Source organism: Ruminococcus callidus ATCC 27760 (genome assembly GCF_000468015.1).
Lineage (GTDB): Bacteria > Bacillota > Clostridia > Oscillospirales > Ruminococcaceae > Ruminococcus_C > Ruminococcus_C callidus.
Window position 1 is genome coordinate 12,331 of the sequence record NZ_KI260490.1, and the last position, 7,725, is coordinate 20,055.

General features: G+C 56.8%; 6 protein-coding genes. 3 read left to right on the forward strand and 3 right to left on the reverse strand.

The annotated features are described in order from the left end of the window. The first annotated feature begins 192 nt into the window (after window positions 1–192). Window positions 193–1,362, forward strand: a complete 1,170-nt coding sequence (locus tag RUMCAL_RS13445; RefSeq protein WP_021683542.1) for an FprA family A-type flavoprotein — start codon at window positions 193–195, stop codon at window positions 1,360–1,362. A 140-nt stretch (window positions 1,363–1,502) separates the two neighbouring features. Here RUMCAL_RS13445 and RUMCAL_RS13450 read toward each other — a convergent pair whose 3' ends face one another. Continuing rightward, window positions 1,503–1,742 (reverse strand): FeoA family protein, encoded by a 240-nt coding sequence (locus RUMCAL_RS13450; RefSeq protein ID WP_021683543.1) that lies wholly within the window; start codon window positions 1,740–1,742, stop codon window positions 1,503–1,505. 83 nt (window positions 1,743–1,825) lie between these two features. Next, entirely contained in the window at window positions 1,826–2,968 is a 1,143-nt protein-coding gene (locus tag RUMCAL_RS13455) for a glycosyltransferase (protein ID WP_021683544.1), read from the reverse strand. A gap of 661 nt (window positions 2,969–3,629) precedes the next feature. Between RUMCAL_RS13455 and RUMCAL_RS13460 the strand changes: the two genes are divergently transcribed. Beyond that, window positions 3,630–5,930, forward strand: coding sequence for a glycoside hydrolase family 3 C-terminal domain-containing protein (locus RUMCAL_RS13460; RefSeq protein ID WP_021683547.1), 2,301 nt, complete (start codon window positions 3,630–3,632; stop codon window positions 5,928–5,930). Window positions 5,931–5,945: 15 nt separating this feature from the next. Here RUMCAL_RS13460 and RUMCAL_RS13465 read toward each other — a convergent pair whose 3' ends face one another. Continuing rightward, complete coding sequence (locus RUMCAL_RS13465; RefSeq protein WP_021683548.1) at window positions 5,946–6,746, reverse strand: hypothetical protein; 801 nt, start codon at window positions 6,744–6,746, stop codon at window positions 5,946–5,948. 109 nt (window positions 6,747–6,855) lie between these two features. Between RUMCAL_RS13465 and RUMCAL_RS13470 the strand changes: the two genes are divergently transcribed. Further along, the gene (locus tag RUMCAL_RS13470) at window positions 6,856–7,692 is read left to right on the forward strand and encodes an RluA family pseudouridine synthase (RefSeq protein WP_051343886.1); all 837 of its coding nucleotides are present in this window, start codon (window positions 6,856–6,858) and stop codon (window positions 7,690–7,692) included. Window positions 7,693–7,725: the final 33 nt, after the last annotated feature.

The following is a 7,725-nucleotide window of genomic DNA, read 5'->3' on the forward strand; positions in this document are numbered from 1 at the left end:
TCTTACGCACAAGCTTTATGCAGTGTTTCCTTTGAAATCCCCTTTTCCCCTGCATCAATCCCGCACAGCCCCACAATTCTCAAAATTTCCGGAAAATTTTCATGAAATGGCTGTATCTACCTGTTATACTAAAACAAATGAGAACAGTTCTCATTAAGAAAGCGATGTGCAGATTTTTGAGGAGGTATTTCCATGCTGAAACCGATTTCCCCTGACAGTTCGATTTTTTACATCGGCGTAGATGACACCACGATTGATTTGTTTGAAAACCAGTACCCCGTTCCCCACGGCGTTTCCTACAATGCCTACGCGATTCGGGACGAAAAGACGGCTCTGCTGGACACCGTAGACCCCCGTGCCACGGAGCAGTGGCTGGAACAGGCGGCGGAAGTGCTGGACGGCACGGCTCCGGATTATCTGGTGATCTCCCACATGGAACCGGATCACGCCGGCAGCATTCAGGCTCTGGCGGAACGCTATCCGGAAATGACACTGGTAGGCTCCGCAAAGGCTCTCGCTATGCTGCCCCAGTTCTTCCGGAATCTCCCCCGGAACCCCACCCTTGCCGTCAAGGAGGGGGACGTGCTGGAACTGGGCACCCACACCCTGCACTTTGTCATGGCACCAATGGTGCACTGGCCGGAAGTCATGGTTTCCTACGAGTCTGCCGAAAAGGTGCTGTTCTCCGCGGACGCATTCGGCAAGTTCGGGGCACTGTGCACGGACGAGCCGTGGACAGACGAAGCACGGCGGTATTTCCTCAACATTGTGGGCAAGTACGGCACACCGGTACAGACTTTACTGAAAAAGGCGGCAAAACTGGACATACAGACCATTTGCCCGCTGCACGGTCCGGTGCTGACCGGCGACCTCGCACCCTATCTGCACCTGTACCAGACGTGGAGCAGCTACACGCCGGAGGAAAAGGGCGTACTGGTGGCACACGCTTCCATTCACGGCAACACTGCCAAAGCGGCGGCGTATCTGGCAGAACAGCTGAAGGCTCTGGGCGAAAAGGTCACAGTCATCGACCTGTGCCGGTGCGACATGGCGGAAGCGGTGGCACAGGCGTTCCGGTATGACCGCATGGTGCTGGCTGCGTCCAGCTATGACGGCGGCGTGTTCCTGCCGATGGAAGAATTCCTGCTCCACCTGCAATATAAGGCATTCCAGAACCGCACCGTCGCACTGGTGGAAAACGGTTCATGGGCACCCTGTGCCGCAAAGAACATGCGGGCAGTGCTGGACACCATGAAGCAGATCACTGTACTGGAGCCGACCGTCACCATTCGCTCCGCCGTCAAGCCGGAGGACGAGGAACACCTGCGGGCACTGGCAGAAGCGGTGCGGCAGGAAGCGTGATGTGCTTCTTTGGGTGAAAGCAGGTCAAGTTCGCTCGTCCTCGCCGCCTAAGGCAATGCACTGCACAATAACAGTCACCCCGCAAAACACAAAAACTGCACAGAGATCCCAACAAAAACGGATCTCTGTGCAGTTTTTTCCTATTGTACCAAAATCATTTTCGCATCGCACTTTCGCAGGGCGACCACGCCGCCGCGAACCGCGTATGCGGTAGGATCTCCGCCACCGGCGGTGTGCAGACAGCGGACGGCTGTGCCGGTGATCCAGCCCAGATCCTGTAACCGCTGCCGGATCGCCCCGTGCAGATACATACTGGTAATCACCGCCGTTTCGCCGTATGCCAGCGTGTGCAGCGGTCGGACAGGTTTTTCTGAAGGCATTGCTTTCTCCTCCTGTTCCTATCCTATGCAGACACACCGCGGAATGTTACGGCAATACCGCACAATCTTTGTGCGGTATTGCCTTACTCCGCCAGTGCTTCCTGATAATACGCCCGCAGCTGCATCATTCTGTCCTTGTCAGAAAATGACGTTGCTGCGGCACGGTTGTGGGCACCCATTTGCCGGCGGAGCAGCTTATTCTCTGCCAGCTGTGCAATGGCATCTGCACAGCCTGTGACCAGATCGCCTTTCAGGCAAAAGGCACTCTCACCCTTTTCGGCGTAGACCTTTGTACCGTGGTTCCGGACGGTGATCAGCGGCAGACCGGCTGCCATGGCTTCCAGTGCCGCCATGCCGCAGCCCTCCCGACGGGACGGCATACAGAAAATATCCGCCGCCCCCAGCAGGTCGGGAATATCCGTGCGGTAGCCCAGCAGGTGCACCCGTTCTTCCAGATGCAGTTTTTCCGTCAGCTTCTGCAAAAACACCATATCCGGCCCCTCGCCGCAGATGACGTAGTGCAGCTGTTCCTGTGTCCGCAGCCGTGTCATTGCCTGCATCACCACCCGCAGCCGCTTCTGCATGCGAAGTGTTCCCACAGACAGCAGCACGGTGGCTTCCTGCGGAATGTGCAGTTCCCGCAGTATGTCCTCTCTGGTGCGGGCAGGGGTGGCGTACTTGTCGCAGTCCAGCCCCACGTCCGGCAGTTCGGTCACCTGTTCCAGATTCAGGTGCTTTCTGGCATAGGCGGCATCTTCCGGACAGACAGCGAAAAAGCGGCTGGTCTGTTTCCGGTATTTTCGCTCCACTGCCGAGAACCACAGCCGTTCTGCCAGCAGGCAGCCGTGGAAAATGCGGAAATCGTGGGCAGTATAGAACACCGGTATTTGCAGTTCCTGTGCGGCACGGCGACCATACCAGCCGGCAATGGTGCCGCGGCAGTGCAGCAGATCGGGCTGGAGTTCTTTCAGAAGCGGCACCAGCTTTTCATAGGCGGCATGGTTCCGGCGAACGGCTCCCGCACTGTCTGAAAAGGGCAGGTCATGCCAGTGCAGCTGGGGGAACATCTGGTTGTACTCCTGCAGGGCTGCCTGCGAGATGTTGCCTTCCTGCATGTTGCAGACCATGTGGATCTCACAGCCCAGCGTCTGGAGGGCAGTGAGATCATATTTTGTAAACTGCACCAGCGTTGCCGCCGCCGCAGCGAGAAAAACCACACGTTTCATGAAGTAAAGTCCTTTCGTTTCCTTTTGAGAATATTCCTATTATAACACAATTTTATAGAAAAGTCTATAGGCAACACGAAAATCAATTTTCATTTTCAAGGGAGGCTTATTTGCTGCAACTTATTTGCAGCAATATAAAATTTTAGCTGTTGCAACAATAGCAGCTACGCCGTCAAAAACAAAAAACGCCCCGGGGTGAGGGACGTTTTTTGCTATGATATAGGGATTATTGGGGATTTGTCCACTTCGCATCGGGGTGTACGCGAAGTGGTTCAGAGGATGTTACATGCTCTCTTTGAGCATGGTTTTAGTATACACGCCCAATGTGTTCGTTTCGTGAAACCATGCTGAAAAACCGCTGAAAACCACAAGGACGTTTTTTCACACAAAATAGACTTCGTGTCGATTTCCAGAACTTCCCTTGATTTTTGTGGATATTAGACAGATTCCGCCTGCCCGTTCACAGCAAACCGCCAAAAATTTCGCCTGCACCGGCGTTCTGCCCCCAAATTGCAATTTTCCTCTTGCTATTTGTTTCGAAATGTGTTACAATAAAAGTGTCAAAAATCAAGCGGATTCGAACACGCTTTTTGTGTATTCAGACGAAAAAGCATGGGAAAGTGCCCATGCTGTCATGGAACAATAGGAGGTAATATCACACATGAATATTCCGGAACTGTTACAGCAGCTGACACTGGAAGAAAAGGCAAGCCTTTGTTCCGGCGGCGACTTTTGGCATACCAAGGCCATCGAACGGCTGGGAATCCCCGCCATGATGATGAGCGACGGGCCTCACGGTCTGCGAAAGCAGGACGAAACCGGCGACCACATGGGCATCAACGACAGCATCAAGGCGGTCTGCTTCCCTGCGGGCTGTGCCACCGCGTCCTCTTTTGACCGCGGTCTGGTGGAACGCATGGGCAAGGCTCTGGGCAACGAGTGTCAGGCGGAAAATGTCGGCGTTCTGCTGGGGCCGGCAGTCAACATCAAGCGTTCGCCCCTGTGCGGCAGAAACTTCGAGTACTACTCGGAAGATCCCTACGTTGCCGGCGAAATGGCAGCATCGTTCATTCAGGGCGTACAGAGCCAGCAGGTGGGCACCAGCATCAAGCACTTTTATGCCAACAATCAGGAACACCGCCGCATGAGCAGCTCCTCCGAGATGAGCGAACGCACGGCACGGGAAATCTACCTCGCCGCCTTTGAACGTCCCGTTCGCAAGGCGAAGCCGTGGACGGTGATGTGTGCCTATAACCGCATCAACGGAGTCTATGCCGCCGAAAACAAAGAAGCCCTCACGGACATTCTGCGGGGCGAGTGGAATTTCCACGGCTTTGTGGTCAGCGACTGGGGTGCCGTCAACGACCGCGTGGCTGACCTGGAATCCGGCATGGATCTGGAAATGCCCTCCTCTTTCGGCATGCGGGATGCAGAAATCGTCAAGGCGGTTCGCTGCGGCAGACTGCCGGAAGCCGTACTGGACAGAGCCGTCACCCGTATCCTGCGAATTGTCCAGCGGTATCTGGACGGACGGAATCCTGATGCAGTATTCGACCGCGATGCAGACCACGAACTGGCACGGGAAATCGCGTCCCAGTGCATGGTGCTGCTGAAAAACGAAGACCATATCCTGCCGCTTTCGAAAACCGAAACCGCTGCCTTTATCGGCAAGTTTGCGGAAAGCCCCCGTTTTCAGGGCGGCGGCAGTTCTCATATCAACTGCCACAAGGTGGAGTCTGCACTGGAAATGGCGGCAGACTACCCCGTCCTCTACGCCAAGGGCTATGAAACCTCGGACGATGTGGTACGGGAAGACCTGATGGCAGAGGCAGTGGCTGCGGCAAAGGCGGCAAAAGTCGCCGTGGTATTTGCCGGCCTGCCGGACACCTTTGAGTCCGAGGGCTACGATCGGGAGCACATGCGGCTGCCGGACTGCCAGAATGCCCTGATCGAAGCCGTGGCAGAGGCAAACCCCAACACAGTCGTTGTCCTGCACGGCGGCTCGCCGGTGGAAATGCCGTGGCTGCATCAGGTCAGGGGTGTACTGGAAGCGTACCTCTGCGGGCAGGCAGTGGGCGGTGCCACGGTGCAGATCCTGTACGGCGATGTCAACCCCAGCGGACATCTGGCGGAAACGTTCCCCATAAAGCTGGAGGACAACCCGTCCTATGTGGCATATCAGGGCGAGGGTGACGTGACCGAATATCGGGAAGGCGTTTTCGTGGGATACCGGTACTACACCACCAAGAAAATGCCGGTGCTGTTCCCCTTTGGATTCGGACTGAGCTATACCACCTTTGCCGTTTCCAATCTGCGGACGGCACAGGACGAGTACCAGTCCCATGATGTCATCACCGTTTCTGTGGACGTGACCAACACCGGCGACCGTGCCGGAAAAGAAGTGGTACAGCTGTATGTACTGCCCCAGACCAAGACCGACTCGGTACAGCGTCCGGTGCAGGAGCTGCGGGACTTCGAAAAGGTGGAACTGGCTCCCCACGAAACCAAAACGGTGACATTCACCCTCCACGCCAACAGTGCGTTTGCCTACTACTGTACCCAGAAAAAACGCTGGGTGGTAGAAACCGGCAAGTATCTGCTGGCAGTGGGCAACTCCTCCGACCACCTGACTACAGAAAAAATGCTTACCATTCACGGGGAGAAAGCACTCCCCGCGGAGATCACACTGAACACGACCATAGGCGACGTGCTGCGGATTCCCCATGCGGACAAGGAACTGGAAAAATACGCCGGTGCATTCGGCATTTCCAGCGGTTCTTCCGATGAAAACGCCATGGGCGAAAGCACCGCAGACATGATGGAAGCCATGATGAAATATATGCCGATCCGCGGTCTGCTCTCTTTTGGCGGCGGTGAGGTTTCTATTGCCGAGTGCAAGGCACTCGTGGAAAAGCTGAACGTCCTATTGGAAAACGCAAATTTGAACAATAGGAGCGAATGACATCTTCTCCACCTTTCATTTGTCAGACGGCACATATCGGGGCAACGACCGGTATGTGCCGTTTGCTATGGCATCGCACCACAGACGGCACCGCAGATTGCAGAACACCGTCACCGACAGTACCGCTTTCGGCAGCACCCACGGAATCGTCACCAGCGGCAGCATTTGCAGGGCATACCACCCCAGCAGTGCCAGCAGTTCCCGCCGACCGCCGTGCATGATCTGCATGGCGGCAGCGGGCACTTTCCAAGGCGGCAGTTCCGGACGGGCAAAGCAGACAAAGGGCACACACCACAACCCCAGACAGACATAGACCCAGCCCAGCAGACACAGCACCCCCAGCACCAACAGCTGCACCGCCCAGAACAGATACGGAGCACCCTCTGTGCGGTGGGCGGCGGTTTGCCCCAGCTGGTATGCCCCGAACAGGCAGAGCGTCACGGTTTGCAGCAGCAGCGTCCGCAGCAGGGTGTTCTGCAACGCCAGCACTAGTCGTTTTCCGGTTCCTGCCGGACGGCAGCGGGGCAGCAGGGATACGGCTCCGGTACAGTGATACCACAGCCGCCAGCGGCAGACCGTCCACGCCAGCCACGCCGGCACCAGCCAGCATGCCTGCACTATCCGCCACAGCACTGCCTGCTCCGTGAGCAGAGATGCCGGCGGAGTGTCCTGTATTCGGAGCAGCAGTGCCGCTGCGAAAAGTTCCAGCAGCCACAGGAGCACGCCCAGCAGCACCACGCCCCAGCACTCCCAGAACAAATGCCGGTGGGTGCGGAGCGTCTGGGCGGAAAAGCTTTGGTTCTGACGAATCTGCATGACAATTCCTCTCTATGGAAACACTGCATCAGTGCGGTGTTACCTTACGAATTCTACTACGCCTATTTTTCCCCCGATTTTCATTTTTATGCGAAAGGACGTGGTTTCTTTGGCTGAACTCCGGTTCACCATGCATCTCCCCCAGCCCATGACCGCGGAGCAGTTTCTCCGGCGGCACAAGGGTGTTTCCCACCGTATGCTGGTACGGCTGAAGCGGCTCCCCAACGGCATCTGCTGCAACGGCAGACAGATCCGCACCATTGACATGGTACAGTTCGGGGACGAGATCGTGCTTACCGACTGCGAAGTTCCCTCCACCCTCGCCCCCTCTGCGGCAGCCGTCCCTGTGCTGGGAGAAACAGATTCCTACATTGTCTACAACAAGCCTGCCGGCATGCCGGTGCACCCCTCACAGGGACACCACGGGGACACGCTGGGGAACGTCTTTGCGGCACAGTTTCCGCAGCTGCCCTTTCGTCCGGTATACCGGCTGGACAGCGACACCAGCGGCATCTGTCTGATTGCCAAGTCCGCCTACGCCGCAGGACAGCTACAGGGCAGCACCCGAAAGACCTATCTGGCACTGGTCTGCGGGGAACTTTCCACCGGCGGCACGGTAGATGCTCCCATTGGCAGAGCAGAGGGTTCCGTGCTGTGCCGGTGTGTCCGTCCGGAGGGCAAGCCTGCAGTGACGCATTACACGCCGCTGCGGAGCGACGGCACCTACACGCTGCTTTCCCTGCGGCTGGAAACGGGACGCACCCACCAGATACGGGTACACATGGCATATCTGGGGTATCCTCTCGCCGGCGACCGGCTGTACGGCACCAGTTCCGAACAGTTTCCCCACCACATGCTGCACTGCGATTCGCTGGAATTCTCCGATCCCGAAACAGGAGAATGCCGGCAGTTTTCAGCGGCGTGTCCGTGGAATTCATGCATGTGAATAAAGGCAATACCGCACAAAGAGCGTCTGGCG

Excerpts from the sequence above, each read along its gene's own strand:
- RUMCAL_RS13445 (WP_021683542.1), top strand. The coding sequence starts at position 193 with ATGCTGAAACCGATTTCCCCTGACAGTTCGATTTTTTACATCGGCGTA.
- RUMCAL_RS13450 (WP_021683543.1), bottom strand. The coding sequence starts at position 1,742 with ATGCCTTCAGAAAAACCTGTCCGACCGCTGCACACGCTGGCATACGGC.
- RUMCAL_RS13465 (WP_021683548.1), bottom strand. The coding sequence starts at position 6,746 with ATGCAGATTCGTCAGAACCAAAGCTTTTCCGCCCAGACGCTCCGCACC.
- RUMCAL_RS13455 (WP_021683544.1), bottom strand. The coding sequence starts at position 2,968 with ATGAAACGTGTGGTTTTTCTCGCTGCGGCGGCGGCAACGCTGGTGCAG.
- RUMCAL_RS13460 (WP_021683547.1), top strand. The coding sequence starts at position 3,630 with ATGAATATTCCGGAACTGTTACAGCAGCTGACACTGGAAGAAAAGGCA.